The sequence below is a fragment of the Nocardioides sp. Z24_21 genome (assembly GCF_058134345.1).
Genome location: NZ_JBYTTH010000003.1, coordinates 232799 through 257837, shown reverse-complemented (window position 1 = coordinate 257837; position 25039 = coordinate 232799). Strand labels below are relative to the sequence as shown.

The 25039-nt window shown below is 72.6% G+C and carries 14 protein-coding genes; 9 read left to right on the top strand and 5 right to left on the bottom strand.

Going from position 1 to position 25039, the window contains the following annotated elements:
- The first annotated feature begins 11 nt into the window (after positions 1-11).
- A complete protein-coding gene (locus AC3X7Z_RS12770) occupies positions 12-1697 on the top strand; it encodes a ribonuclease J (RefSeq protein ID WP_186341927.1) in 1686 nt (561 codons plus the stop codon).
- An 84-nt stretch (positions 1698-1781) separates the two neighbouring features.
- Complete coding sequence (locus tag AC3X7Z_RS12765; RefSeq protein ID WP_186341928.1) at positions 1782-3563, top strand: ATP-binding protein; 1782 nt, start codon at positions 1782-1784, stop codon at positions 3561-3563.
- Here the strand turns inward: AC3X7Z_RS12765 and cydD are convergent.
- From cydD to AC3X7Z_RS12750, 3 genes are read right to left on the bottom strand one after another with little or no spacing between them, the layout of a single operon-like run.
- Positions 3523-6906, bottom strand: a complete 3384-nt coding sequence (gene cydD / locus AC3X7Z_RS12760; protein ID WP_489976145.1) for a thiol reductant ABC exporter subunit CydD — start codon at positions 6904-6906, stop codon at positions 3523-3525. The two genes, AC3X7Z_RS12765 and cydD, sit on opposite strands and share 41 nt — an antisense overlap.
- Positions 6903-7922 (bottom strand): cytochrome d ubiquinol oxidase subunit II, encoded by a 1020-nt coding sequence (cydB, locus tag AC3X7Z_RS12755; RefSeq protein ID WP_186341930.1) that lies wholly within the window; start codon positions 7920-7922, stop codon positions 6903-6905. The genes cydD and cydB overlap by 4 nt, the downstream gene beginning before the upstream one ends.
- A gap of 33 nt (positions 7923-7955) precedes the next feature.
- Complete coding sequence (locus AC3X7Z_RS12750; RefSeq protein ID WP_186341931.1) at positions 7956-9404, bottom strand: cytochrome ubiquinol oxidase subunit I; 1449 nt, start codon at positions 9402-9404, stop codon at positions 7956-7958.
- A 90-nt stretch (positions 9405-9494) separates the two neighbouring features.
- On the opposite strand from AC3X7Z_RS12750, the gene AC3X7Z_RS12745 reads away from it, so the two are divergent.
- Together AC3X7Z_RS12745 and AC3X7Z_RS12740 are read left to right on the top strand one after the other, a co-directional pair.
- Complete coding sequence (locus tag AC3X7Z_RS12745) at positions 9495-9890, top strand: BlaI/MecI/CopY family transcriptional regulator (RefSeq protein WP_186341932.1); 396 nt, start codon at positions 9495-9497, stop codon at positions 9888-9890.
- Positions 9891-9902: 12 nt separating this feature from the next.
- The gene (locus AC3X7Z_RS12740; protein WP_186341933.1) at positions 9903-10772 is read left to right on the top strand and encodes a M56 family metallopeptidase; all 870 of its coding nucleotides are present in this window, start codon (positions 9903-9905) and stop codon (positions 10770-10772) included.
- Between the two features lie 83 nt (positions 10773-10855).
- Here the strand turns inward: AC3X7Z_RS12740 and AC3X7Z_RS12735 are convergent, their stop codons facing one another.
- Positions 10856-14278, bottom strand: coding sequence for a M4 family metallopeptidase (locus tag AC3X7Z_RS12735; RefSeq protein WP_489976144.1), 3423 nt, complete (start codon positions 14276-14278; stop codon positions 10856-10858).
- Between the two features lie 220 nt (positions 14279-14498).
- Between AC3X7Z_RS12735 and AC3X7Z_RS12730 the strand changes: the two genes are divergently transcribed.
- Positions 14499-17138 carry an FtsK/SpoIIIE family DNA translocase gene (locus AC3X7Z_RS12730; protein ID WP_186341935.1) on the top strand — a complete coding sequence of 880 codons (2640 nt, stop codon included), beginning with the start codon at positions 14499-14501 and terminating at the stop codon, positions 17136-17138.
- Positions 17138-18856 carry a helix-turn-helix domain-containing protein gene (locus AC3X7Z_RS12725; protein ID WP_489976143.1) on the top strand — a complete coding sequence of 573 codons (1719 nt, stop codon included), beginning with the start codon at positions 17138-17140 and terminating at the stop codon, positions 18854-18856. The genes AC3X7Z_RS12730 and AC3X7Z_RS12725 overlap by 1 nt, the downstream gene beginning before the upstream one ends.
- A gap of 5 nt (positions 18857-18861) precedes the next feature.
- Here AC3X7Z_RS12725 and AC3X7Z_RS12720 read toward each other — a convergent pair whose 3' ends face one another.
- Complete coding sequence (locus AC3X7Z_RS12720; RefSeq protein ID WP_186341936.1) at positions 18862-19113, bottom strand: hypothetical protein; 252 nt, start codon at positions 19111-19113, stop codon at positions 18862-18864.
- A 205-nt stretch (positions 19114-19318) separates the two neighbouring features.
- Here AC3X7Z_RS12720 and rimO point away from each other — a divergent pair, with 205 nt between their 5' ends.
- The 3 genes from rimO to AC3X7Z_RS12705 all read left to right on the top strand — a co-directional run bounded on the left by rimO (position 19319) and on the right by AC3X7Z_RS12705 (position 24999).
- A complete protein-coding gene (rimO, locus tag AC3X7Z_RS12715; RefSeq protein WP_489976246.1) occupies positions 19319-20770 on the top strand; it encodes a 30S ribosomal protein S12 methylthiotransferase RimO in 1452 nt (483 codons plus the stop codon).
- Positions 20767-21390 (top strand): CDP-diacylglycerol--glycerol-3-phosphate 3-phosphatidyltransferase, encoded by a 624-nt coding sequence (gene pgsA / locus AC3X7Z_RS12710; protein ID WP_186341938.1) that lies wholly within the window; start codon positions 20767-20769, stop codon positions 21388-21390. Before rimO ends, pgsA begins: the two co-directional genes overlap by 4 nt.
- 141 nt (positions 21391-21531) lie before the next feature.
- A complete protein-coding gene (locus AC3X7Z_RS12705) occupies positions 21532-24999 on the top strand; it encodes an ExeM/NucH family extracellular endonuclease (protein WP_489976142.1) in 3468 nt (1155 codons plus the stop codon).
- Positions 25000-25039 lie beyond the last annotated feature (40 nt).

Genomic DNA, 25039 nt, shown 5'->3' with positions numbered 1-25039 from the left:
CGAGGAATCCCTTGAGCCATCCCCACCCCGACCTGAGCGCGCCCGCCCCACTGCCGGCAGGAGGCCTCCGGGTCATCCCTCTCGGCGGACTGGGCGAGGTGGGCCGCAACATGACCGCGTTCGAGTACGACGGCCGGCTGCTGCTGGTCGACTGCGGCGTGCTGTTCCCCGAGGACCACCACCCCGGCGTCGACCTGATCCTCCCCGACTTCGCGCCCATCCGCGACCGCCTCGACGCCGTCGAGGCGCTGGTGCTCACCCACGGTCACGAGGACCACATCGGCGCGACGCCCTACCTGCTGCGCGAGCGGGGCGACATCCCGCTCGTCGGCTCCAAGCTGACCCTGGCGCTGCTCGGCTCCAAGCTGCGCGAGCACCGGCTCAAGGAGACGGTGCACTACGAGGTGGCCGAGGGCCAGACGATCACGTTCGGCCCGTTCGTGCTCGAGTTCGTCGCGGTCAACCACTCGATCCCCGACGCGCTCGCGGTCGTCATCCGCACCGGTGCCGGCGTCGTGCTGCACACCGGCGACTTCAAGATGGACCAGCTCCCGCTCGACGGCCGGATCACCGACCTCAACGAGTTCGCCCGCCTCGGCGACGAGGGCGTCGACCTCTTCCTCACCGACTCCACCAACGCCGAGGTGCCGGGCTTCACCACCTCGGAGAAGGACATCTCGCCGGTCCTGGAGCGGGTCTTCGCCAAGAGCGACCAGCGGATCATCGTCGCCTGCTTCGCCTCCCACGTGCACCGCGTCCAGCAGGTGCTGGACGCCGCCGTGGCGCACGGTCGCAAGGTCGGCTACGTCGGCCGCTCGATGGTGCGCAACATGGCCATCGCCCAGGAGCTCGGCTACCTCAACGTCCCGCCCGGCGTGATGGTCGACGCCAAGGAGCTCGCCGACCTGCCGCCGGAGAAGCAGGTGCTGGTCTCCACCGGCTCGCAGGGCGAGCCGCTGTCGGCCCTGAGCCGGATCGCCCAGCGCAGCCACAGCTTCGTCCACCTCGAGGAGGGCGACACCGTCATCCTGGCCAGCTCCCTGATCCCCGGCAACGAGAACGCCGTCTACCGGGTGATCAACGGGCTCTCGCGCCTGGGCGCCAACGTCGTGCACAAGGGCAACGCGCTGGTGCACGTGTCGGGTCACGCGAGCGCCGGCGAGCTCCTCTACTGCTACAACATCGTCAAGCCGCGCAACGTGCTGCCGGTGCACGGCGAGTTCCGCCACATGCGGGCCAACGCCGACCTCGCGCGCGCCACGGGCGTCGAGAACGTCGTGCTGGCCGAGGACGGGGTCGTCGTCGACCTCATCGACGGGGTGGCACGGATCGTCGGCAAGGTCGACGTCGGCTACGTGTTCGTCGACGGCACCACGATCGGCGACGTGTCCGAGGCCTCGATGAAGGACCGCCGGATCCTCGGCGAGGAGGGCTTCCTGTCGGTCATCGTCGTCGTCGACTCGGTGACGGGCAAGGTCGTCTCCGGGCCCGAGATCCACGCCCGCGGCTTCGCCGAGGACGAGGCGACGCTCCAGGACATCCGCCAGCCGATCATCGACGCCATCGACGCCGCCGTCGCCGAGGGGACCAACGACAGCTACCAGCTGCAGCAGACCGTGCGCCGCGTGGTCGGCCGGTGGGTCAACCGCGCGCATCGGCGTCGCCCGATGATCATCCCTGTGGTGATCGAGGCCTGACGGGCCCTAGCATCGACGCAGGACCCCGGGCGGGACCGGCAGCACAGGGACCAGGGCGCCGGTCGGCGTCGAGGGGAGGTGGGGATGCCGCGCAACCAGGGCGCGCTCAGCCGGCTGGCCGAGCTGATGCGGCGGGTCAACTCCTCCACCGACACCGAGGTGATCCTCGAAGAGATCGCGCACGGCGTCGTCGACGTGCTGGGCTACGGCGTCGCGGCGATCGCCCGGCTCGAGGGAGACGCGCTCGTGATGACCCACGTCGCCGGACCGCCCGAGGTGGTCGCGCAGATCCTGCACCGCCGCACCCCGGCCGAGCAGATCCTCGACGAGTTCCGCGAGGCCGACAAGTGGGGCATCCTCCGCTTCGTCCCGGCCGGACGGATGTCGCCCGAGCGCCTGCAGGCGGCGTGGATCCCCGAGCTCGACCCCGTCCCCGACCCGCAGGCGTGGCACCCCGAGCACGCGCTCTACGCCCCGCTCTACTCGGCGGGCGGGGAGCTGCTGGGCAACATGGCCGTCGACCTGCCGGCCGACGAACGGGTGCCCGACGAGGCCGACCGCGAGCTGCTGGAGATGTTCGCGGTGCAGGCCGGCGTGGCGCTCTCCAACGCCCGGGAGCGGGAGCGGCTCACCGACCGCGTACGCCTCGACCGCATGCTCACCACGGTCGCGGGCGCCGCCACCGCGCAGCACCTCGCCCAGGCGCTCGGGGCGGCCGTGGTGGCCGTCGCCGAGTCGCTCGGCACCGTGCAGACGGTGGTGCGCACCTTCCCCAGCGATGCCCAGGGCAGCGAGCTCGGCGTCGGCGCCCCGCACGCCTTCACCCCCGAGCAGGACGTGCCCGGGCTCCGCGAGGACCTCACCCGCCTCGCGGACCGGCTCGTGCTCCTCGAGCTCGGGGTCGACGACGAGACGCCGGAGGAGCTGCCGCGGAGCGCGGCCGGCCTGCAACGACTGATGCGAGGCCTGCGGGTCGACCGGGTGCTGGTGTGCCCGCTGGTCTCCCAGGACGACCTCGTCGGCTACCTCGTGCTCGGCTTCGGTGGACGGGCGCGCCCGGTCACCCCGGCCGAGGCCGACGCGGTGCTCGAGGTGGGGAGGCTCGTCGCGCAGACCGTGCGCGCGTCCCGCGTCCTGGAGACCGAGCAGCGCCTCGTGCAGGAGCTCCGCGAGCTGGCCCGCTACCGCAGCGAGCTGATCGCGACCATCTCCCACGAGCTCAAGACGCCGCTGACCGCGATCCTCGGCCACGCCGAGCTGATCGCCGACCGGCATCCCGAGCTGGCGTCGATCGACGCGATCATCCGCAACGCCGGCCGGCTCAACAACCTCGTCGCCAACCTGCTCCACTACTCCCGCATCCAGGGCCGGCGCGAGACCGTGCGGCGTGCGGTCGACCTCGCCGAGCTGTGCGAGGCCAGCGTCGACCTGCTGAGCATCCGGGCCAACCAGGCCGGGGTGAGGCTGCGCTTCGACCGCCCCGCCCTGGGGTCCGTGGTGGTGTTCGGCGATCCCGAGGAGCTCGCCCGGGTCATCGACAACATGGTCGACAACGCCGTGAAGTACACCCCCGAGGACGGCGCGGTGACCGTGGCCATGTCGGTGGGCGACGACGAGGTGAGCGTCGAGGTCACCGACACCGGCATCGGCATCTCCCCGGCCGATCAGCAGAGCGTGTTCTCAGCGTTCCACCGCTCCACCAACCCCAACGCGCTGTCGGTGCCGGGCACCGGGCTGGGGCTGCCGATCGCGCAGCGCATCGCGGAGTCGCACGGCGGCACGCTGTCGGTGTCCTCCGAGCTCGACCGGGGGAGCACCTTCCGCTTCACCCTGCCGTTGCGCTCCTCGCGAGAGCACGCCCACTGACCGAGGGCGCCGCCCCCGGCTCCAGGTGGACCACCCGGTCCATCGCGTCGAGGCCCACGGTGCCGTGGGTGATCCACACGATCGAGCGGCCCGCGCGCGCGGCGGAGCCGAGCATCTCGTCGGCGACGGCGCGAGCGGTCGGGCCGTCGAGGTGGGCGGTCGGCTCGTCGAGGACCAGGACGGGCGGGTCCGCCAGCAGGGAGCGGGCCAGCGCCAGTCGCGCCCTCTCGCCGCCGGACACCTCGCGCCGGCCGTCGCCGACGTGGGTGTGGATGCCGGCCGGGAGCGCGTCGACCCAGGGGCCGAGCGACGCGCGGTCGAGCGCCGCGCGGACCGCGTCGTCGTCGGCCCCGGGGCGCGCGAGCCGGACGTTCTCGGCGACGGTGGAGGCGAAGACGTGCGGGTCGTCGTCGACGAGCCCCACGCGCCGGCGTACGTCGTGGAGCGCGAGCCGCCGCAGGTCGGTGCCGCCGAGCATGACCTCTCCCGCGAGGGGGTCGATGAAGCGGACCAGCGTGGCGGCGAGCGTCGACTTGCCCGAGCCGGACGGCCCCGTGACGCCGAGGTGCTCACCGGGACGCAGCGCGAGGTGCTCCAGCGCCAGCGCCGGCCGCTCGGTCCAGCCGAGCTCGGCGTGGTGCATCGCGACGTCGTACGCCTCGGGCATCGCGGCGGGCACGTCGGGGTCGGTGACCGCGGGGGGAGTCTGGGCGAGCCGGTCGAGGCGCTCGCGCGCGGCGCGGGCGCGGACCGCCAGCGCGCCGGCGTCGGCGAGGGTCGCGGTGGCGTCGGCCAGGGCCAGCGGCACCAGGAGCAGCAGGGCCAGGCGGGCCGGGGTGGTGCTCGACGGGTCGACGAGCGCCGCGACCGCCACGACGCCGGCACCCGCCGCCACGGTGGTCAGGGCGGTGCCGGCCGCGACGGCGCGCGCCGAGCGTCGCAGGGCGCGCGAGAGCGCGTCCGACTCCGCCCGCACGGAGTCCAGCGCACGCTGGGTCGCGCCCCACTGCTCGAGCTCGCGCACGCCGTGGACGAGCTCCTCGACCCGGGTGCCCAGCAGCGCCCGGTGGGCCACCACCTGCGGCTCGGCCGCCGCGGTGCCGCGCCGCGCGAGCACGAAGGCGAGGCCGCCCGTGGCCGCGACCGCCAGCACGACGGCGCCGGCGACGGGGGACACGAGTGCCGCGAGGCAGGCCGCCGCCACGCCGACCAGCACGGCGGTCACGACCGGCTGGCGGACCCGCAGGCGGTCGTCGAGCAGGGCGTCGACGTCGTCGACGACCTGGGTGAGCAGGTCGCCACGGCGTGGCCCGAGGCGACCGGGAACGAGGGGCACCAGGTCGGCGAAGACGGCGGCCCGCCGCTCGGCCAGCTCGCGCAGCACCACGTCGTGGCTCAACACGCGCTCGGCGTGCCGCAGCACGGGCCGGGTGAGGCCGAAGAGGCGCACGCCGACGATCGCGACCATGAGGTAGAGCACGGGCGGCTGCTCGCTGGCGCGGGTGATCAGCCAGCCGGCGGTGGCGGTGAGCGCGACGCCGGAGGCGGTGGACAGCGCGCCGAGCACCGTGGCGGTCCGGAGTCCCCAGCGGGGTCGGGCGTCGTCGTCCTCGGCGGCCACCACGACGGGCGCGGTCGCGGGGCGATCGGCGGGCGCGCCTGCGGCGGCCTCGGCAGCCTCGGGGGGCCCGACGGCCCCGGTGGGCTCGGCGCTCCCGGCGGCGGGGGAGGGGGTCAGGCGTACGACGCGGTCGGCGGCGGCGAGCACGGCCGGGCGGTGGGCGACCACGACGACCAGGCTGCGGCGGGCGAGGACGGCCAGGGTGTCGAGCAGCACCTGCTCGGTCTCCTCGTCCAGGTGGGCGCTGGGCTCGTCGAGGAGCACGACCGGGCGATCGGCGAGCACGACGCGGGCGAGCCCGATGCGGGCCCGCTGGCCCGCGGACAGCCCGGCTCCGTCCTCGCCGAGCACGGTGGCCGGCCCGTCGGGCAGGGCGCGCACGGCGTCGTCCATCCCGACGCTGCGCAGCGCCTCGCGGACCTCCGCGTCGCTCGCCCCGGGACGGCCGAGCCGGACGTTGGCGGTGATCGTGTCGGCGAGCAGGAACGGCCGCTGCGGCGCCCAGGCGACCTGCGCGTGCCACCACGCCGGGTCGACCTGGTCGAGCGCGGTGCCGCCCACGAGCACGTCGCCCGCGAGCGGGGCGAGCTCGCCGCGGAGGGTGGCCAGGAGGGTGGACTTGCCGCACCCGGACGGACCGGCGACGGCGACCAGCCCGCGGAGGGGGAGGTCGAGGTCGAGCGGCGCGGTGAGGGGTGCCGCGAGGGGGCCGGCGTAGCCGATCTCGAGGCCCCTCGTCGCCAGCGCCGGGGAGTCGGGCCGCGCGGCGGCGGCGGGGGAGTCGCCCGCGGCCTCGGCGAGGAGCGCGTCGGCGTCGGCCAGGGCGGCGGTGCCCTCGGCGGCGGCGTGGAACTCGGCACCGACCCGGCGCAGCGGCCAGTAGGCCTCGGGGGCGAGGAGCAGGACGGTGAGGGCGACCTCGAAGCCGACGGACCCGGAGGCGAGCCGCAGGCCCACGGTCACGGCCACCAGCGCCACGGACAGCGTCGCGACGAGCTCGAGCACCGACGAGGAGGCGAACGCGAGGCGGAGGGTGTCGACCGTGGCGCGGCGGTAGCGGTGGGTGACCGAGCGGATCGTCGCGACCTGCGCCTCCGCGCGGTTGTGCGCGACGAGCGTCGGCAGGCCGCGCACCACGTCGAGGAAGTGGCCCGAGAGCGCCTCGAGGGCGCGCCACTGCGTCCGGGCGCGGTCGCGGGTGGTGAGCCCGACGAGGACCGCGAAGACCGGGATGAGGGGGAGGGTGAGGGCGACGACGAGGCCCGACAGCGGGTCGAGCCAGGTGATCGCCGCGAGGGTGAGGACCGGCAGCACGGCGGCCGGCACCAGGGACGGCAGGTAGCGGGTCACGTAGGGCTCGACGCCCGCCACCCCGCGCGTGGCGAGGACGACGAGCCGGGCCGGGGCGACGCCGTCGGTGCGGCGGGCGGCGTCCAGCAGCCGCTGGCGCAGCGCGCCCGACACCTCGCCGCCGGCGCGCGCCGCCGCCCGCTGGCCGGCGTAGGCCGCGAGCGTGCGCACCAGCACGGCCGCACCGAACGCCCAGGCGGCGGTCTGCCACCCACCGTCGGGCGGCGAGACGGCCGCGACGACGAGCGCCCCGAGGGCGAACGCCTGCGCCACCGTGGCGACGCCGCCCACGATCCCGCCGGCGACGACGACGGCCAGCGCGCCGCGAGCGGGTCGGAGGTGGGTGAGGACGGCCGGGTCGAGCGGCTTCACTGGGGGGATTCCGCGAGGACCGCGGTGGGGATGTGGTGCGTGGAGATCCGCCGGCGGAACACCCAGTAGGTCCAGGCCTGGTAGCCCAGGACGATCGGGGTGAAGATCACCGCGACCCACGTCATCACCTTCAGCGTGTAGGCCGTCGCGGCCGCGTTGGTGGTGGTGAGCGAGAAGGCGGGGTCGGTCGTCGAGGGCATCACGTCGGGGAACAGCGCCAGGAACAGCCCGCCGACCGCCAGCGCGATGGTGACGAAGGTGCCGGTGAAGGCCCAGCCCTCCCGGCCCGCGGCGGCCGAGACGAGCCCGCCGATGAGGGCGAGGGCGGCGCCCGCGAAGGCGATCGCGCTCAGGGTGTCGCCGGTCTTGAGCTGGGTCCAGACCAGGAACACCACGGCGAGCACAGCGGCGAGCACGCCGATCCGCAGGGCGAGGTCGCGGGCGCGGTGGCGGATGTCGCCGTCGGTCTTGAGGGCGACGAACAGGGCGCCGTGCGTGGCGAAGAGCGTCAGCGTGACCAGGCCGCCGAGCAGCCCGTAGGGGTTGAGCAGCGTGAGCATGCTGCCGGTGAACTCCTTGTCGGCGTCGATCGGCACGCCCGCGACGATGTTGGCGAACGCGACGCCCCAGAGCACGGCGGGCACGAACGACCCCCAGATGATCGCCTGGTCCCAGCGCCCCTTCCACGCGATCTCCTCCCGCTTGTGGCGGTACTCGAAGGAGACGCCGCGCACGATCAGCGCGACGAGGATCAGCAGCAGCGGGAGGTAGAACCCGCTGAACAGCGTCGCGTACCACTCGGGGAAGGCCGCGAAGGTGGCGCCGCCTGCGACCAGCACCCACACCTCGTTGCCGTCCCACACCGGGCCGATGGTGTTGATCATGACGCGGCGCTCGGTCTCGTCGCGGGCCAGCACCGGCAGGAGCATGCCGACGCCGAAGTCGAAGCCCTCCAGGCAGAAGTAGCCGACCCACAACACGGCGATCAGGGCGAACCAGACGGTGGTCAGTTCCATGGTGTCTCTCTCCGGGGCAACAGGGTCGGCAGGTCAGTAGGCGAAGGTGAGCGGGGCGTCCTCGTCGGAGCCGCCGCCGACCGGGACGCGGGGCGGCTCCTCGTAGGGGTCGGCGCCCTTGTTCACGTAGGTGATGAGCAGCTTGACCTCGATCACCGCGAGCACGGCGTAGATCGCCGTCAGCACGATGAGCGACGTCGCCGCCTCGAAGACCGAGACTCCCGGCGACACCCCGGACTCGGTGGTCATCAGCCCGAACACGACCCAGGGCTGGCGACCCATCTCGGTGAAGATCCACCCCCAGGACGAGGCCAGCGTCGTCGCGATGGGCAGGCTGATGCCGAGCGCGCCGAGCCATCGGACCTGGGGCTGGCGGCCCTTGCGGGTCATCCACAGGATCAGCGCGGCACCGGCCGCCGCGAAGACGCCGAGGCCCATCATGAACCGGAACGACCAGTAGGTCACCGGGATGACCGGGGTGTAGTCGCCGTCGGTGTAGGCCTTGGACGTCGGGTCGGAGCCGTACTTCTCGACGTACTCCTCGCTCAGCGGGTCGATGCCCTGGACCTTGCCGTCGATGGAGCCGGTGGCGAGGAAGGAGAGCACGCACGGGACCGTGATGGCGAACTTCTCCTCCTTCCCGTCGGGGGTGCCGACGGTGAAGATGGAGAACGGCGCGCAGCGGTCGCTCGTCTCGTAGAGGCCCTCGGCCGCCGCCATCTTCATCGGCTGGACCTCGGTCATCACCTTGCCCTGCACGTCGCCGGTGATCGCGACGCCGAGCCCGGCGAGCAGGGTGATGGCCGCACCGAGCCGGATCGCCCCGTAGTACATCGGCCGGTCGGCCTCGTGGCGCTTCTTCATGTAGAGGTAGGCCGCCACGCCGAGCACGAAGGTGCCGGCGGTCATGTAGGCCGCGAGGATCACGTGCGGGAACGTGATGACCTGGACCTTGTTGAACATCACGGCCCAGAAGTCGATGAGCTCGGCCCGCCCGGAGTCGGGGTTGAACCGGTAGCCGACCGGGTGCTGCATCCACGAGTTGGCGGCGAGGATGAACCACGCCGACGCGAGCGTGCCGAGGTGCACCAGCCACATGCACGCGGCGTGCAGGCCGCGGGGGAGCTTGTCCCACCCGAAGATCCACAGGCCCAGGAACGTCGACTCGAGGAAGAAGGCCAGCAGGCCCTCCACGGCCAGCGGGGCGCCGAAGATGTCTCCGACGAAGCGTGAGTAGTCCGACCAGTTCATCCCGAACTGGAACTCCTGCACGATGCCGGTGACGACGCCGATCGCGAAGTTGATCAGGAAGAGCTTGCCGAAGAACTTGGTCAGGCGGAGGTACTCCTCCTTGCCGGTGCGCACCCAGGCGGTCTCCAGGCCGGCGATGACGGCGGTGAGCCCGATCGTCAACGGGACGAAGAGGAAGTGGTAGACGGTGATGATCCCGAACTGCCACCGGGCGATGTCGAGGACGTCCATGGGCACCCTTTCGGCGCAAGATTACTACAGAGCGTAGTAGATACTACGGTCAGTCGTAGGTGGGCCGACAGGGCCCCTAGACTCCTGTCCATGAGTCCAAGGTCCCCCCGGATGGGAGAGCTCGAGCAGGCCGTCCTCGAGGTGCTCTGGGACCTCGACGCCACCTCCGGCCGGGACGCTCCGGGCGCGAGCGGGCGCGAGGTGCACGAGCGCCTCACCAGCCACCGCGACCGCGAGCTCGCCTACACGACCGTGATGACCGTCCTCGACCGGCTCGCGCGCAAGGACGTCGTCGTACGCCGTCGCGACGGTCGTGCGTTCCGCTACTCCCCGCGGCTCACCCGCGCCGCGATGACGGCCGAGCTGATGCACGAGGCGCTCCCCGAGACCGGCCGCGACCGCGAGCAGGCCCTCGTCTCGTTCGTCGGCGAGGCCAGCCCCGAGGACCTCGCCGCGCTGCGTCGCGCCCTCCACGAGATCGGCTGACCGGGCCTGTCGATGCCGACCCCCCTCGTCCTCGGCGTGCTCGCCGTGCTGCTGGCCGGGCCGCTGCCGTGGGCCCTGTCGCGCTGGACCCGTCTGCGGCGGACGCCGGCCGCGGCGATGCTGCTGTGGCAGAGCACGGCGCTGGCCGCCGTCCTGGCTGCCCTCGGTGTCGGGTTGTCCCTGGTGACCGCCTGCCTGTGGGGGCCCGGAGCCTCGAGGAGCGACGTCGCCGTGGCGGCGCTCGCGCTCGGCATGACCCTCGTGGTGCTGGCGAGGCTGCTGCTGAGCGGCCACCGCACCGGCACCTCCTTGCGGCGGATCCGGCGCGAGCACCGCGACCGGGTCGACCTGGTCGCCCGTCGTGACGGTGAGCTGTCGGTGCTCGAGCACCCCCTGCCGGTGGCCTACTGCGTGCCCGGCATGAGTGGCTCGCGCATCGTGGTGTCGCACTCCACCCTGACCCGGCTCGCCCCCGCCGAGCTCGCCGCCGTCCTCGAGCACGAGCGCTCCCACCTGCGCTCACGCCACGACCTGGCGCTCGAGGCGTTCACGGTGCTGCACCGCGCGTTCCCGCGCTGGGTCGCCAGTGCGGCCGCCCGGGACGAGGTGGAGGTGCTGGTCGAGGTGCTCGCCGACCGGGCAGCGTGCCAGGACGGCCACCGCCGGGCCCTGCTCTCGGCCCTGCTGACGCTGGCCGGCACGCCCGCCCCTGCCGGCGCCCTCGGGTCGGGCGGCTCGATCGCGGCCCGGGTCGAGGTGCTGCGCGACCCGCGTCCGCGCCGGGTGCAGGCCGCAGCCGTCTCGCTGCTCGCCGTGCTGATCCTGGCCGCGCCCACGCTGCAGGTGGTCCTGCCCTGGCTGAGCGGCCTCGACGCGACCTGAGGCAGGCCGAAGGCCCCGGCGGACTGCTCCGCCGGGGCCTCCGGTGATGGTGCTGGGTGCTGCTGGGTGCTGCTGGGTGCCGGTCAGCGCCTGACGGTGAACTTCACCGTGTCGGTGCTGCGCTTGACGGTGTCGGACCCGAGGTAGGTCGCCTTCGCCTTGTACTTTCCGGCCTTCAGGCCCTTGGCGATCGACACCGTGGCCTTGCCCTTCTTGACCGTGGCCTTGTACTTCTTGCCGCCGATCTTGACCGTGACCTTGCCGGTGACCTTGACGTCGGCCTTGACCTTGACGACGAAGGTCACCTTCGTGCCGGCCTTCGGCCTGCTCGGCTTGACCGTGACCTTGGTCTTCGACCGGGCCTTGGTGGAGGAGGCGCCGACGACCGTCGCGGTGAACGCCGCCTTCGACGGCGCCTGCGTACGGTTGCCGAGGTAGCTCGCGGTCAGCGCGTTGGCGCCGATCGGGAGGTCGGCCGGCAGGGCCACGGTGGCCTTGCCGTTGGCGCCGAGCTCGGCGGTGCCGAGCTCCTTGCCCGCGGCGTCGGTCACCTTGACGGTGCCGGTGGGGGCCGAGCCGACGCTGCCGTCGCGGGACACGGTCACGTCCACCGTGGAGGCCTCGCCGAACGTGCTCGGCTCGGGCTTGCGCACCACGGCGACCTTGGTCGGCAGCTTGCAGTCGACCAGCTTGACGTTGTCGACCGACCAGCCGATGACGCCGCCGCAGCCGTCGCGACCGATGTCGAAGCGCAGCTGCATCGTGTCGCCGGAGACCAGGCCGAGCGCGTCCATGTCGACCACGGACGTGCCCCAGCCCGACTTGAGGGTGCCACCGTCGGTGCCGGTGAAGCCCGGCTCCCCGGCCAGCGGGTTGGTGTTGCCCGCCTCGGCGAGCTCGATCGGTGCGTTGTAGAGGTACGCGTCCGCCGGGACCGTCTCGAACGCGCCGCCGTTGATGCTCACCTTGAGGTTGCCGCCGTCGTAGCCGAGCTCGGTCGAGACCGAGTGGTCGAAGGTCAGCTTGGGGTGGAGCATCTCACCGACCTCGACCACCGGGCTGGAGATCGAGTCGCGGCTGGAGAAGTCGCCGGCCGTGCCGGAGCACTCGCCCTTGTCCGGGGCGGGGCCGAAGGCGACCTTGCCCGGGTGTCCCTCGACCGACGTGGAGACCCACGGCTCGTTGAGGCCGCCCGGGTAGACGACCTCCTTGCCGGCGGTCCAGCCGGCCAGGCCGTCCTCGAAGTCCTCGCTCCAAGCGACGTCGGTGACGAAGCCGTCACCGCACAGCGACGGCGCGCTCGGGTCGAGCAGCGGCTGGAAGTCGCACTGCACCGGCTCCTTGCGGAGCTCCGTGGCCGAGATGACCTTGGCGAGCTCGCCGCAGTCGGCGGCCGTGATCGGCGCCGCCGGCTGGACGTCGCCGGCACCCAGGGTGATCTTGTTGATCGGCTTGCCGGTCAGGTCGGCGCAGGACGCCTCGAGGCCGTCGGCCAGGTCGGTGAAGTCCGACGTCGGCGTCAGGTAGGCCGACTGCGCACGCCACCAGAGGTTGACGGCCTTGTCGAGACCGAGACCGGTCGAGGTCTGGCCGTTGTAGGCGCCACCGTCCACCGCGAGGGCGAACGCGTGGTTGGGGACGCCGGAGTTGCTGTGCACGCCGCCGGCGTCGTCGGTGCCGCACTTGTACTCGGCGTCCGACACCTTGCCCGGGTCGCCGTGGCAGGTCGGGTTCCACATGTCGCGGATCGCACCGCCGAACGCCGACGACTTCTCGCTCAGCAGCCAGCGGTAGGAGTCGAAGCGGTCGCCGCCCACGTCGCGCATGGTGACGTTGACCGTGGAGCCGGAGGCGATGGCGGTGCGGATGGACTCGCGGTCGGAGAGACCGATCGAGACGGTGCTGACGAGGGTCTGGTCGGCACCCGACATGCCCAGCGGCGCCTCCTCGCGGTTGCCGATGATGAGCGCGGCTGCGCCCTCGGCGGTGGCGACCGCGGCCTTCTCCTCGAAGGAGCACAGGCCGCGGTTGACGAGGACGACCTTGCCGGTCACGTCCTGGTCGTAGGGCGAGCAGCCGTCGAGGTTGGTGCCGCCGCCGGCCTCGACCGCGTCGGTGGGGGCCGCGACGTCGCCGCTGATGCCCGCGCCCGTCAGCGGCCTGCCGAACGACGCACCGCCGGTGAGGCAGTCCTTCGCGATCGACGAGGGCGAGTTGATCGTGAGCTGCGGGAGCGCGGGGGAGTGCGTGGAGCACAGTCCGTCGGGACGCTTGGCGGAGAGGTCTCCCTCACCCTCGTCCTCACGGTTGTTGACCAGGTCCACGACCTCGCCGAACACGTCCGACATCGACTCGTTGAGCGCACCGGCCTGCCACTGGTAGATCAGCCCGGAGGTCTCCTGGGTGTAGGCGTGGCTCCACTCGTGCGCCACGGTGTCGTCGTCGTAGACACCGGGGCAGTAGCTGGCGAAGGTGCCGTTCCACGAGGCGTTGGGGCAGCGGTCCGAGCGGTTGTGCACGGTGATCATCCGAGCACCGGCGCCGTCCCAGGAGTCGCGGCCGAACATGTTCGCGTAGAGGTTGTAGGTCTCCTCGCTCGAGATCAGCAGGTTCTGCTGGTCCTGGTCGAGGGCGCCCGGGAACGGGTCGCCCTCCTGCCACACCCGCTCGCGCACGTCGTCGCTGACCTCGTCAGGGGTGCCGCCGTCGTCGGTGACGGTCAGCAGCTCGCGGTCGAGCGCCTCGTGGATGCGCGAGTAGCGGTTGACCGGCTTGAGGCTGGTGGCGTCGAGGAACAGGACGTCGTGGACGCTCCCGCCCTTCGCGGTCACGTTGGACACGTCCACCTGCCAGGCGAGCACGGCGTCGCCGTCCTCGCCCTTGACCGAGCCCTTGCGGTAGACGACGAGCTCGGCGTCGCCCGCGCGCAGGCCGGTGGTGTCGGCGGCAGAGGAGTCGGCGGAGGTGGGCGGGAACTCCTTGACGATCGCGACCGCGGCCTCGCCGGCCTCGCCGGCGGTGGTCGCCGGCGTGGTGCTCAGCGACAGGTCGGGCGCGGCATAGCCGGTGACCGAGGTGAGGTCGCCCTGCTTGTCCACGTTGGCCTTGAGGGTCGATCCGAAGACCGGGACGCCTTGGTAGGCCTGGGTGTAGGTGACGGTCCAGCCGAGCGGGCCGGCGTCCACCCGCACCTGCTCGAGCTCGCTGCTGCGCGCGCCGAGCACACCGGCGAACTCGTCGAGGTAGGCGTCGGCCTTGGCGCTGGCACCGGCCGCATCGCGGGCGGCCCTGCCGGGAAGCAGGTCACCGTTGGTGCGGACGAAACCGGCCTTGCCGGTGGCGGCTTCCTTGCTGATGGCGACCGAGCCCTCGGCCTGGTCGCGCAGCTGCGAGAGCAGCGAAGGTTCGGCACTCGGTGCCGCTGTTGCCTGCACTCCGAGCGTGGGGACGGCGGCCAGGCCGGCGCCCACGACGGCGAGTGCAAGCCCCCTGTTGAGGAGCTTCACGTAGTTCTTCTTCCCTGAGACGAGACGTCCCCCGGCACCGGTCGGCCGGGTGATCGGGGTCACCATAAGCGCCCGTCCGGTCGGTCAGGAAGACCCCTTGGTGACCAATTCCCGCCCCCCTGCGCCGGGTCCGCCCGTCCTCCGCTCCGCCCGGCCCGGGCGGACGACACGCACCTCTGTGGTCCCTGTGACTGGTGTGACGTGGCCGTAGGGTCGGACCATGGCGACCCGTACGTCTTCCCCGCCGGGGTCGCGGAGCTCGAGCACGTCTGGATCCAAGCGCACCACCAAGGGTTCGAGCACCCGATCACGGAGTACCAGCAAGCCTCCCGCCCCTCGCTCCTCGGCGAAGGGTCGGAGCCGCTCGAGCGCGTCCGCACGAGGCTCCGGCTCGCGGCCCGCGCCCCGCGCGGTGCGCAACGGGTCGGGACCGGTGGCGAGGGCGTTCGGCGCCCTCGGCCGCGTGGTCGCCGCCGTGTGGCTCGGCGCCGCCCACGCCGTCGGTGCGGTCGCGCGCTCGATCGGGCAGTCGGCCCGCGACCTCGACCCCGAGCACCGCCGTGACGGGGTCGGGCTCTTCCTCTTCGGCCTCGCGATGGTCGCGGCCGCCGCCGTGTGGTGGCAGCTGCCCGGCGGCGTCATGGACGTCGCCCGCTCGATGACCGCCGGCGCGGTCGGCAAGGTCGGCTGGCTGGTGCCGCTGTTCCTGGTCTACGCCGGCTGGCGCACCCTGCGCGACCCCGAGCGCAACGGCCCCGCGGGCCGCCAGGTGATCGGCTGGACCGCGTTCGGGCTCGGCCTGCTCGGCATCGTCCACATCGCCAACGGCAACCCGCAGCCCGTCCTCGGCGACGCGACCAACCTCCAGGAGGCCGGGGGCGCGATCGGCTACGTCACCTCGAGCCTGCTGCTCGACCTCATGCAGACGACGTACGTCGTGGTGCCGCTGCTGACGCTGCTCGCCGTCTTCGGGGTCCTCATCATCACCGCGACCCCCGTCTACCAGGTGCCGGCGAGGCTCGCCGCGCTGCGCGACCGGGCCCTGGGCCGCACCCCGGCCCCCGAGCCGGGGTCGGAGGAGCCGACCAAGCCGGTGCGCGCGCGCCGGCGCTCCGCGCTCGACGACGGGGTCGACCCCGACATGGGTGATCCCGCGTACGACAGCCCGGTGCTCGCCGACCGCGAGCTCTCCAAGCGTCGGCGCAAGAAGGACGCCGAGCCGATGGAGGACTACGGCATCGACCTGTTCGCCGACCCCGACCTCTCGGGCGACGCGCCCACCGAGGTCACCCCGGCCGTCGCGGGGGCCGGCAGGGACGACACCGGCACCCTCGAGCCGCCACCCCACACGCCCCTCCCGGCCCGCGTGGAGCAGCTCGCGCTCTCGGGCGACATCACCTACTCGCTGCCCGACAACTCGGCGCTCAAGCCGGGCTCGCCGCACAAGGCGCGCTCCAAGGCCAGCGACGCGGTCGTCGAGCGGCTGATGCAGGTGATGGACGAGTTCGGCATCGACGCCACCGTCACCGGCTACACCCGTGGCCCGACGGTCACCCGCTACGAGGTCGAGCTCGGCCCGGCGGTGAAGGTGGAGAAGGTCACCGCGCTGTCGAAGAACATCGCCTACGCCGTCGCCTCGGCCGATGTCCGCATCCTCAGCCCGATCCCCGGCAAGTCGGCCATCGGCATCGAGATCCCCAACGTCGACAAGGAGATCGTGTCCCTGGGCGACGTGCTGCGCTCCGGCACGGCCCGGGCCGACCACCACCCGATGGTGGCCGGGCTCGGCAAGGACGTCGAGGGCGGCTTCGTCGTGGCCAACATGGCGAAGATGCCGCACCTGCTGGTCGCCGGCGCGACCGGCTCGGGAAAGTCGTCGTTCATCAACTCGCTGATCACCTCGATCCTGATGCGGGCCACGCCCGACGAGGTGCGGATGATCATGGTCGACCCCAAGCGGGTGGAGCTCAACGCCTACGAGGGCGTGCCGCACCTGATCACGCCGATCATCACCAACCCCAAGAAGGCCGCCGAGGCGCTGGCGTGGGTCGTGCGCGAGATGGACATGCGCTACGACGACCTGGCCAACTTCGGGTTCCGCCACATCGACGACTTCAACAAGGCGGTGCGCGCCGGCAAGGTCGAGGTGCCGGCGGGCAGCGAGCGCACGCTCACCCCCTACCCCTACCTGCTCGTGATCGTCGACGAGCTCGCCGACCTGATGATGGTCTCGCCACGCGACGTCGAGGACTCGGTCGTGCGCATCACCCAGCTCGCCCGCGCCGCCGGCATCCACCTGGTGCTCGCGACGCAGCGCCCGTCGGTCGACGTGGTGACCGGCCTGATCAAGGCCAACGTCCCCTCGCGACTCGCGTTCGCGACGAGCTCGCTCGGCGACAGCCGGGTCATCCTCGACCAGCCGGGTGCGGAGAAGCTCGTCGGTCAGGGTGACGGCCTCTTCCTGCCGATGGGAGCGTCCAAGCCGGTGCGCGTCCAGGGCTCGTGGGTCACCGAGGCCGAGATCCACCAGGTCGTCAAGCACTGCAAGGACCAGCTCGAGCCGACCTACGTCGAGGACGTGACGGCGCCGAAGGAGTCCAAGCGCGAGCTCGACGACGACATCGGCGACGACATGGAGCTCGTGGTGCAGGCCATCGAGCTGGTCGTCTCCACGCAGTTCGGCTCCACCTCGATGCTCCAGCGCAAGCTGCGCGTCGGGTTCGCCAAGGCCGGCCGGCTGATGGACATCCTGGAGAGCCGCGGGGTCGTCGGGCCGAGCGAGGGCTCGAAGGCGCGTGACGTCCTGGTCAAGCCGGACGAGATCGATTCCGTGATCGCCACGTTGGAGGGGGGAGCCTGATGGGCGCCACGTCGATGCAGGCAGCAGTGCACGAGGACGACAACCATGCCGCGACCGGTGAGCCCGGAGGGCTCGCGGTCGCACCGGACGCGGTGGAGGTACGCCGCAGCGCGGCCGTCGCCGCGGGCGTCGGACTGACCGCGTCCGCGGTCGCCATCGCCTACCTGGCGCGCGCCACGCAGAGCGGCTCGGCGCTCGACTGGGCGTTCGTGGTCGCGATGGGCCTGCTGGGCGCCTACTGGCTCGCCGGCCTCGTCGACGCCCGCACGCCGCTGCTCGTCGCCGACACCCAGGGCATCCGGATCCGCCTGGGCCGCACCTGGCGGGGCCTGCCCTGGTCGGCGGTGCACCACGTCGAGCACGCGCCGCGCCGCGGCCTGCTCCGCGACGGCCGGCTCGTCGTCGTGCCCCACAACCCCGAGCTGGTCGAGGCCGAGCTGACCCGCGCCGGCCGGCGCCACACCAGCCTGTCGCGGCTGCTCCACGGGGCGCCGTTCGCCGTGCCGCTCGGGCTCTCCACCCACGTCACGGGCACCGCGGGTGACCTCGCCGAGGCGCTCGGCCGGGTCGCCCGCGACAGCAGCCAGATCGTCGTCCTCGAGCCCGAGGCGCCCGAGCACGCGGAGCTCCCCGGGTCGGCGGACGCCGCCGAGCACGCCGAGCACGAGGTCGTGGAGGGCGAGGTGGTCGTGCCCGCCGAGGCCGTCGAGCCCGCCGAGGTCGTCCAGCCGGTCGAGCCTGCCGAGCACGTCGCGTCGCCGGTCGTGGCGAGCCCCACCCCGGTGGCGTTGCGCGAGACCGGTGCCGCCCGGCGCTCGGAGGTGCGGCGCGACATCGTCACGGCCGAGGACGACGAGCTCGAGGGACGCGAGCTGCGCCGGCCGGGACGGGTGAGCCTGGTGGAGGAGACCCAGTCGTGGGGCGACCGCGTCCGGGCCATCGCGCGGCCCGGTGAGCCGGTCGAGCCGTTGGTGCTCGACGACTTCGAGGTGGAGCCCGCCGAGGACCCGGTCATCGGCCCGGAGCTGGCGGCGGCGCGCACCCGGCTGGGGCTCACGGTCGACCAGCTGGCCGAGCGCACCCGGATCCGCCCCCACGTCATCGAGGCGGTCGAGGTCGACGACTTCGAGCCGTGCGGCGGCGACTTCTACGCCCGCGGCCACCTGCGCACCCTCGCCCGCGTGCTGGGCATCGACGTCGCGCCCCTGCTGGCGTCCTACGACGAGCGCTATGCCCACGCGCCCATCAACCCGCGCCGGGTGTTCGAGGCCGAGCTGGCCACGGGCGCGCACGGCTCGATCCGCGGCACCCGCGGCGGACCCAACTGGTCGGTGCTCGTCGCCGTGGTGATGGCCCTCGTGCTGGCCTGGTCGATCGCGCGTCTGGTCATGGACACCCCGCCGGAGCTGCGCAGCACGACACCGGTGCTCAACGGCTCGGGCGGCCCGCAGGGCGCGGGCAACGCGCCCGTGGCCGAGCCGGTCGCTGTCGTCATCACCGCCGCGTCGGGTGGTGCGCGCGTCGTGGTGCGCGACGGCGCGGGGGAGCAGGTCTTCAAGGGCAACCTCGCCGTCGGCGGGAGCCGCGAGCTCAAGGCCTCCCCGCCGGTGCGGGTCGACTCGACCGACGGCGCCGTGACCGTGTCGCTCGCCGGCGGCGACCCCCGCCCGGTGGGCGAGCCGGGTGTCGCCGGCCAGGGGACGTTCGTCGCCGACTGACCCGGTCAGGGGTGCGGGTCCACCGAGCCGTCGTGCCGGCCGAGCCGCACCTCGCGGCCGGCGCGGATCGCCTCGGCGAGCTGCTCGACGGTCGCGTCGGTGGTGTCGATGCCTCGCCCGCGCAGGTGCTCGCGCAGCGTCGCCGCCACGTCGACTCCCGGCGTGCGGGCGTACGTCGCGGCCGTGGCGTCCACGGCCTCCTGCGCGACGTCCTCGAGGGGCGCCCCGAGGTCTCCTCTGATGGTGGTGAACTCCATGCCGGTGCAGTACCCCCGGTGACGACGGTTGATCCCGGGGGGTGCGTGACGCCCCAACGGATGAGCGGTGAGGGGTGCGTCTCAGGGCGCGCGTGGCGGCCCTCACGCCTCGGCGGTGCGGGGTCGCGGGCTCGCACCCGTCATACTCACGGGTGCGATGACCACCACTGAATCCGAGATCCTGACCGACGCCCTGCCGGCCCCGCTGCAGGTCGCCGTCGTCACGCTGGGCTGCGCCCGCAACGAGGTCGACTCCGAGGAGCTCGCCGGACGGCTCGAGGCGGGCGGCTTCGTGCTCGTCGACGACGCCGAGGAGGCCGACACCGTCGTGGTCAACACGTGCGGCTTCGTCGAGGCGGCCAAGAAGGACTCGGTCGACACGCTGCTCGAGGCCGCTGACCTCAAGGCGTCGGCCGGGCACGGCGGCCGGGCGCAGGCCGTGGTGGCCGTCGGCTGCCTGGCCGAGAGGTACGGCAAGGACCTCGCCGAGTCGCTGCCCGAGGCCGACGCGGTGCTCGGCTTCGACGACTACCCCGACATCGCCGCGCGGCTGCGCGCGATCGTGGCGGGGGAGACCCACCACCCGCACACCCCCTCCGACCGGCGCCGGCTCCTGCCCATCTCGCCGGTCGAGCGCGACGCCGCAGCGGTGTCGGTGCCCGGCCACGACGTGGTCGCGGAGGTGGGTGAGATCGGTGCCGGTGCGCCCGCCACCGGCCCGCGCGCCGTACGCCGTCGCCTCGACGCCGGCCCGATGGCGCCGCTCAAGCTGGCCAGCGGCTGCGACCGGCGCTGCTCGTTCTGCGCGATCCCCAGCTTCCGCGGGTCCTTCCTGAGCCGTCGTCCCAGCGACGTCCTGCAGGAGGGCCAGTGGCTGGCCACCCAGGGCGTCAAGGAGCTGTTCCTCGTCAGCGAGAACTCCACGTCCTACGGCAAGGACCTCGGTGACCTCCGGCTGCTGGAGACCCTGCTGCCCGAGCTGAGCGCCATCGACGGCATCGAGCGCGTCCGGGTGTCCTACCTGCAGCCCGCGGAGACCCGGCCGGGCCTCATCGAGGCGATCGCCTCCACCCCCGGAGTGGTGCCCTACTTCGACCTGTCGTTCCAGCACGCCAGCGCCGCGGTGCTGCGACGGATGCGCCGCTTCGGCGACCCCGAGAGCTTCCTCGGCCTGCTCGAGCGGATCCGCTCGCTGGCCCCGGAGGCGGGCGTTCGGTCCAACGTCATCGTGGGCTTCCCGGGGGAGACCGAGGACGACCTGCAGGTCCTGTGCGACTTCCTCGAGGCCGCGCGCATGGACGTCACCGGCGTCTTCGGCTACTCCGACGAGGACGGCACCGAGGCGGCCGGGTTCGCCGACGACCTCAAGCTCGACGAGGACGAGATCCGGGCCCGCTCCGAGCACGTCACCGCGCTCGTGGAGGAGCTCAACTCCCAGCGGGCCGAGGAGCGCGTCGGCGAGCGGGTCGTGGTCCTCGTCGAGTCCGTCGAGGACGGCGTGATCGAGGGACGCGCCGCGCACCAGGGCCCCGAGGTGGACGGCACGACCCTGCTGACCGGCGCCGGCAACGCCCGGGTCGGCGACCTGGTGAGCGCCACCGTCACCGACACCGACGGCGTCGACCTCGTCGCACGGGTGGACGGGGCAGCCGCATGACGACCCAGCACCAGCAGGCGTCCAACTTCAACATCGCCAACGTGCTCACGACGCTGCGCATCGTGATGGTGCCCTTCTTCGGGTGGGCCCTGCTGCACGACGGCGGCAACGACCCGCTCTGGCGCTGGGTCGCGTTCGGCCTGTTCGCCGTCGCCATGATCACCGACAAGATCGACGGCGACCTCGCGCGCAAGCACAACCTCATCACCGACTTCGGCAAGATCGCCGACCCCATCGCCGACAAGGCGATCACCGGCATGGCCCTCATCGGGCTGTCGGTCGTGGGCGACGTCTGGTGGTGGGTGACGATCCTGGTGCTCCTGCGCGAGTGGAGCGTGACACTGCTGCGCCTGTCGGTCCTCAAGGACGTCGTCATCCCCGCCGCGCAGAGCGGCAAGATCAAGACGGTGCTGCAGGCCGTCGCCCTGTCCGGCCTGATCATGCCGCTGCCGCACGGTGACGCGCACGGCGGGGCCTTCGACTTCTGGCCCGGCCCGCTCGGCGAGGTGGTCTTCTACCTCGCCCAGGCGACGCTGGCCGCCGCGGTCGTCATGACGATGTGGTCGGGGTACGAGTTCTTCCGTGACGTGAGGCGCCAGAGGGGCTCGCGAGGCGCCTGAGACGGCGGTTGCGCGCGATCACCAACCCGCCGGTGAAGTTTTGGCAACACTCGCACGAATTGCCCCGAGGGGCGGAACGGATTCCGGGCCGCCGTAGGCGAAGATGCGTCGGACACATCCAGCCGAACATTCGGAGCACCTATGCGCACACCCGCGCTCCCCTCGCCGCGTCGTATCGCGGCAGGAGCCGGTCTCGCCATCCTGGCGGCGAGCCTCACCCCCCTTGCAGCGGCCCCGGCCCACGCCGCGAGCACCGGCCTGATCATCAACGAGGTCTACGGCGGCGGAGGCTCGACCTCCGCGTCGGCGGCCTTCAAGGTCGACTTCGTCGAGCTCTACAACCCGACGGCTTCGGCGAAGTCCCTGAGCGGGATGAGCCTGCAGTACCGCAGCGGCACCTTCGCGACCGGTGCACCGAGCGTGCTCGCGCTCCCCGACGAGACCGTTCCCCCGAACAGCACCTACCTCGTCCAGACCTCCTCACGAACCGGCTGCACAGGTGGTGTCGTGTGTGGCGGCGCCGAGCTGACCGAGCCTGACTTCGAGGCGACGTCGAACTACCTGAGCATGGCTGCCGGCAGCGGCCAGGTCATCCTCGCCGAGGCTGCGACCGCCATCACGGCGACCGGCACGACCATGCACACGGTCCCCGGCGTCGTCGACTTCGTCGGATACGGGACGGCGACGTCGTCGGAGACCGACAACACCGGCACAGCGCTGACGAACACGACGTCGGCCTCGCGCGTGACGGCGACCGACGGCGACAACAACAGGACAGACTTCGCCGCTCCGGCGACGCCCAGCCCGACGGCCGCGACCGACGGCGAGCCCGCCGCGCTCGAGGCCACCTCGCCCGGCGACAAGTCGGGTCAGGTCACCGTGCCGATCACCCCCTTCACCCTGGCCGCGACCGGCGGCACGGCGCCGTACACCTGGACCGCGACCGGCCTCCCTGCCGGCGTCACCGTTGCCAGCAACGGGGCCGTGTCGGGCACGCCCACCAGCCCGGGCATCTTCATCGTCACCGCGACGGCCACGGACTCGGCCACGCCGACCGCTGCGGCCGACGACGTGACCTTCACCTTCACCGTCGCTCCGGCGCCGTCGCTCATCTCGATCTCCGACGTGCAGGGCACCGGCGCGGTCTCACCGCTGGTGGGCCAGCAGGTCAAGACGCGCGGCATCGTCACCGCGACCTACCCCAGCGGCGGCTTCTTCGGGTTCTACCTCCAGACCCCCGGCACCGGCGCCGCCGACATCGACCTCGCGACCCACACCGCGTCTGACGCCGTGTTCGTGCGCCAGACCAGCGGGACCGTCACGACGACGCCCGGCAGCTACGTCGAGGTCACCGGCAAGGTCACCGAGTACGCCGGCGCCACCCAGGTCGAGGTCGTGCCGTCCGGCATCACGGTGCTCTCCGAGACGCCGGCCGACATCGTCACCACGACCACGGCGACCTGGCCGCGCACCGCGGCCCAGAAGGAGTCCCTGGAGGGCATGCGCTACCGCCCGACCGGTGACTTCACCGTCAGCAACACCTTCTCGACCAACAACTTCGGCGAGGTGGGCCTCGCCCAGGGCACGAAGCCGCTGATCCAGCGCACCGAGGTGGAGCTGCCCGGACCCGCCGGCTCCAGTGCCACCGAGGCGGACAACCTGGCCCGAGCGGTCATCCTGGACGACGGTGCGTCGACCAACTTCCTGCTGACCGGCAACGCCGCGGAGTGCAGCCCGCGACCGACCGGCTGCCTGGTCAACGGCGACCTCACCCCGCCCTACATCTCCACGACCGACCCCGTTCGGGTGGGCGCGAAGGCGACGTTCACCGCCGACGTGATCTTCACCGAGGGCGGTTCGCCGAGCGCGCCGACCTACCGGTTCCAGCCGTTGACGACGGTCGTCGGCCCAGGCAACGCTGGGTCCCCGGCGACGTTCGAGGACACCCGGACGGTCGCTCCGGACGAGAGTCTCATCAACGAGGTCGGTCAGGCGGACATCAAGGTCGCCTCGTTCAACGTGCTCAACTACTTCACCACCCTCGGTGACGCCGACGACGACAACACCGGCGACGGTGGATGCTCGCCCTTCCGTGACCGCGCCAGCGACGGCAACACCGTCAACGGCGGCTGCGACCAGCGAGGTGCCTGGGACCCCCAGGACTTCGAGCGGCAGCAGTCCAAGATCGTCGCCGCGATCAACGCGCTCGACGCGGACGTGGTCGGCCTCCTCGAGATCGAGAACTCCGCGACGCTGGGGGAGACGCCCGACGAGGCGACCAACAGCCTGGTGACGGCGCTCAACGACGACGCGGGCGCCGGCACCTGGGCGGCCAACCCCTCCTCGGCCGCGCTCCCGGCCGACGGCATGGACGTGATCACCAACGCGATCATCTACAAGCCCGCGAGCGTCGACCGCGTGGGCGAGTCCCGTGCACTCGGCACCCTGAGCGACGCCGGCCAGGCGTTCGACAACGCGCGCGAGCCGTTGGGTCAGGTCTTCAGGGCGGACGCGGGCGGTGACCCGTTCCTGTTCGTCATCAACCACTTCAAGTCCAAGGGATCCGCCGGCCCCAATCCGGGCGATGTCGACAGCGGCGACGGGCAGGGCGCGTCCAACGGCTCCCGCGTGCTCCAGGCGACCGCGCTCCGCGACTGGGTCGCCGGGCTGCAGACCGAGACGGGCGTCGACTCCGTCGTCCTCGGCGGTGACTTCAACTCCTACGCCATGGAGGACCCGCTGCGGGTCCTCTACGACGCCGGGTACACCAACGTGGAGCAGCACTTCGCCAACGGCGAGTACTCCTACTCGTTCTCCGGGCTGTCGGGATCGCTCGACCACATCCTGGTGAACGACGCCGCGCTGGCCCGCTCGACCGGCACCGACATCTGGAACATCAACGCCGGTGAGTCGCTGGCGCTGGAGTACAGCCGGTGGAACTACCACGCGACGGACTTCCACGCCGCCGGTCCCTACCGTTCCTCCGACCACGATCCGGTGCTCCTGGGGCTCCGCAAGCAGGCTCCCGCCGCGCCCGCGCCCGTCGTTGCCGACACCTCCGTCAAGGGCACGGCGGCCCGCATCACCTACGGCAGCGTCGGCACGCTGAGCGTCGCGGTCTCCCCGACCACGGCGACCGGCAAGGTCACCGTCTCCAAGGACGGCTCCGTGCTGGGGGCGACCACGCTGACGACAGGGACGGGCTCGCTGTCGCTGCCCGCTCGATCCCTTCCGGTCGGCACGCACCAGCTGACGCTCAGCTACGCCGGCGACGCCGGCCACAAGGCGTCGACGGCGACAGTGGCTGTCCGCGTCACCAAGGCCAGGGCCCGTCTCCGGTCGACGGTCAAGCCCGCGAGGATCGTGGCGGGGAAGACCCGTGCGCGCATCGTCGTGAAGGTCCGGGGTGACGGCTACGCGCCCACGGGTCAGGTGCGGGTGCGGGTCGCAGGGAAGACCTATCGGGCGCGCCTGGACGATGGTCGCGCCGTGATCCGGCTCAAGGCGTTCGCCAGGCCCAAGGTCCACCGGGCCACCGTGCGATACCGCGGGGACGACAGCACCCGCGCCGACTCGACCACGGTGAAGCTCACGGTCAAGCGACGCTGACCGACCCCACCGGGTGTCCCGGCCTCCCCCGAGGCGGCCG

Excerpts from the sequence above, each read along its gene's own strand:
- AC3X7Z_RS12765 (WP_186341928.1), top strand. The coding sequence starts at position 1,782 with ATGCCGCGCAACCAGGGCGCGCTCAGCCGGCTGGCCGAGCTGATGCGG.
- cydB (WP_186341930.1), bottom strand. The coding sequence starts at position 7,922 with ATGGAACTGACCACCGTCTGGTTCGCCCTGATCGCCGTGTTGTGGGTC.
- AC3X7Z_RS12750 (WP_186341931.1), bottom strand. The coding sequence starts at position 9,404 with ATGGACGTCCTCGACATCGCCCGGTGGCAGTTCGGGATCATCACCGTC.
- AC3X7Z_RS12745 (WP_186341932.1), top strand. The coding sequence starts at position 9,495 with ATGAGTCCAAGGTCCCCCCGGATGGGAGAGCTCGAGCAGGCCGTCCTC.
- AC3X7Z_RS12740 (WP_186341933.1), top strand. The coding sequence starts at position 9,903 with ATGCCGACCCCCCTCGTCCTCGGCGTGCTCGCCGTGCTGCTGGCCGGG.
- AC3X7Z_RS12730 (WP_186341935.1), top strand. The coding sequence starts at position 14,499 with ATGGCGACCCGTACGTCTTCCCCGCCGGGGTCGCGGAGCTCGAGCACG.
- AC3X7Z_RS12725 (WP_489976143.1), top strand. The coding sequence starts at position 17,138 with ATGGGCGCCACGTCGATGCAGGCAGCAGTGCACGAGGACGACAACCAT.
- AC3X7Z_RS12720 (WP_186341936.1), bottom strand. The coding sequence starts at position 19,113 with ATGGAGTTCACCACCATCAGAGGAGACCTCGGGGCGCCCCTCGAGGAC.
- pgsA (WP_186341938.1), top strand. The coding sequence starts at position 20,767 with ATGACGACCCAGCACCAGCAGGCGTCCAACTTCAACATCGCCAACGTG.
- AC3X7Z_RS12705 (WP_489976142.1), top strand. The coding sequence starts at position 21,532 with ATGCGCACACCCGCGCTCCCCTCGCCGCGTCGTATCGCGGCAGGAGCC.